This is a genomic window from Streptomyces viridosporus (assembly GCF_002078235.1).
Taxonomy (GTDB): domain Bacteria; phylum Actinomycetota; class Actinomycetes; order Streptomycetales; family Streptomycetaceae; genus Streptomyces; species Streptomyces viridosporus.
In genome coordinates, this window is record NZ_MSGP01000718.1 from 1 (window position 1) to 1,756 (window position 1,756).

Sequence of the window (1,756 nt, forward strand, 5' to 3'; positions counted from 1 at the left end):
GGCGGTGGCGCTGCTCGCCCACCAGACCGCCTGACACCGGCCCGGCACCGGGGCGGGACACACACCGAGACGTACGAGGGGCCCGGAGCGCGATCGCGCTCCGGGCCCCTCGGCCTACGTCATGCGTACGCCGTGTGAGCGCACGGCCACCATCAGGCGGCAGCGCCGCCGCGGCCGGTCATGAGGCGCGGCAGCACCCGGAAGCCGATGCCTCCGGCAATCATCGTGGCGGCGCCGACCACCAGGAAGGTCATCTCGGCGGCACCGGTCTCGGCCAGCTCCTTGCCGTTGCTCTGGGCGGAGGGTGCCGGGGCCTCGTCGCCGGTGTCGGTGAGCGCCGAGGAGCCCTCCTCCTGGGTGGAGGGGCCACCGTTGGGGTCGGCGGCGTTGCCGCCGGTGCCCCCACCGTTGCCGCCGCCACCGTTGCCACCGCCGGTGCCGCCGCCCGGGGCGGTCTCGGAGGGCTCCTCGGTGGGCTCGGTGGGCTCGGTGGGCTCGGTCGTGGGCTCCTCCGGGAGGGTCGGCTCCGCGGAGGGCTGCTCAGGGATCGTGGTGGGCGGGTCCGTGGGCTCCTCCGGCTCGGTCGGACCCTCCGTGGGCTCGTCGCCGTCCGTGACCCCGACGTCGAGGCCGACGCCCCCGTCGTTCGCCCCGGCGCTCACGCCGATCTCGAAGGCGGAGGCCGCGCCGGCCGCGGTCAGCGAGGCGCCGGCCGCGATCACGGCACCGGCCGCGATCCGAGCGACACGGATCCGCGTCTTCTTGGTCATGTGGTTGCTACCCCCAGTAGCTCATCGTCGATGAGGCAGCGCCCAGGGCTGTGATCAACGGGGGTGACTACGATGAAACGCCCCCCGGTTCACATGCGCCCCGGAGATGCGCATGCCACGCGTCACCCTTCCGAGTTTTCAAAAGAACGTCAAGGCCGTTGCGTACGCGATGTCCCCCTACGCACGCTTTGCCGAACAACGAGGCCGTGAGTGTGATGTAAAACCCAGACATCCCGACATGAGAAAGGCAACTGCCGCCGGAGGGGCGGCAGTTGCCTTGTCGACAAAGCGCTGTTCGCGCGGGGGCTACTTCTCCCGCTGCTTGCGCCAGCGAATCCCGGCCTCCAGGAAGCCGTCGATCTCGCCGTTGAACACGGACTCGGGGTTGCCGACCTCGTGCTCCGTGCGCAGGTCCTTGACCATCTGGTACGGGTGCAGCACGTACGAACGCATCTGGTTGCCCCAGGAGTTGCCGCCGTCGCCTTTGAGGGCGTCCATCTTGGCCTGCTCCTCCTGACGGCGCCGCTCCAGCAGCTTGGCCTGGAGGACGTTCATCGCGGTGGCGCGGTTCTGGATCTGGGAGCGCTCGTTCTGGCAGGAGACCACGATGCCGGTGGGGATGTGCGTGATGCGCACCGCGGAGTCGGTGGTGTTCACGCCCTGGCCGCCGGGGCCGGAGGAGCGGTAGACGTCGACGCGCAGGTCGGACTCGTCGATGTCGACGTGGTCGGACTGCTCGACGACGGGGAGCACCTCGACGCCGGCGAAGGAGGTCTGGCGCCGGCCCTGGTTGTCGAAGGGCGAGATGCGCACCAGGCGGTGGGTGCCCTGCTCGACCGAGAGGGTGCCGTAGGCGTAGGGCACCTGGACGGCGAAGGTGGTCGACTTGATGCCGGCCTCCTCCGCGTAGGACGTCTCGTAGACCTCGGTCTTGTAGCCGTGCTGCTCGGCCCAGCGCAGGTACATGCGCTGGGCCGAGCAGCACG

General features: G+C 70.4%; 2 protein-coding genes. Both read right to left on the bottom strand.

Annotated features, from left to right (window positions below):
- Positions 1-152 precede the first annotated feature (152 nt).
- Positions 153-770 (bottom strand): LPXTG cell wall anchor domain-containing protein, encoded by a 618-nt coding sequence (locus B7L92_RS36435; RefSeq protein ID WP_081241449.1) that lies wholly within the window; start codon positions 768-770, stop codon positions 153-155.
- Positions 771-1,076: 306 nt separating this feature from the next.
- A partial coding sequence (locus B7L92_RS36440; RefSeq protein WP_081241450.1) for a peptide chain release factor-like protein occupies positions 1,077-1,756 on the bottom strand: 680 nt, incomplete at its 5' end.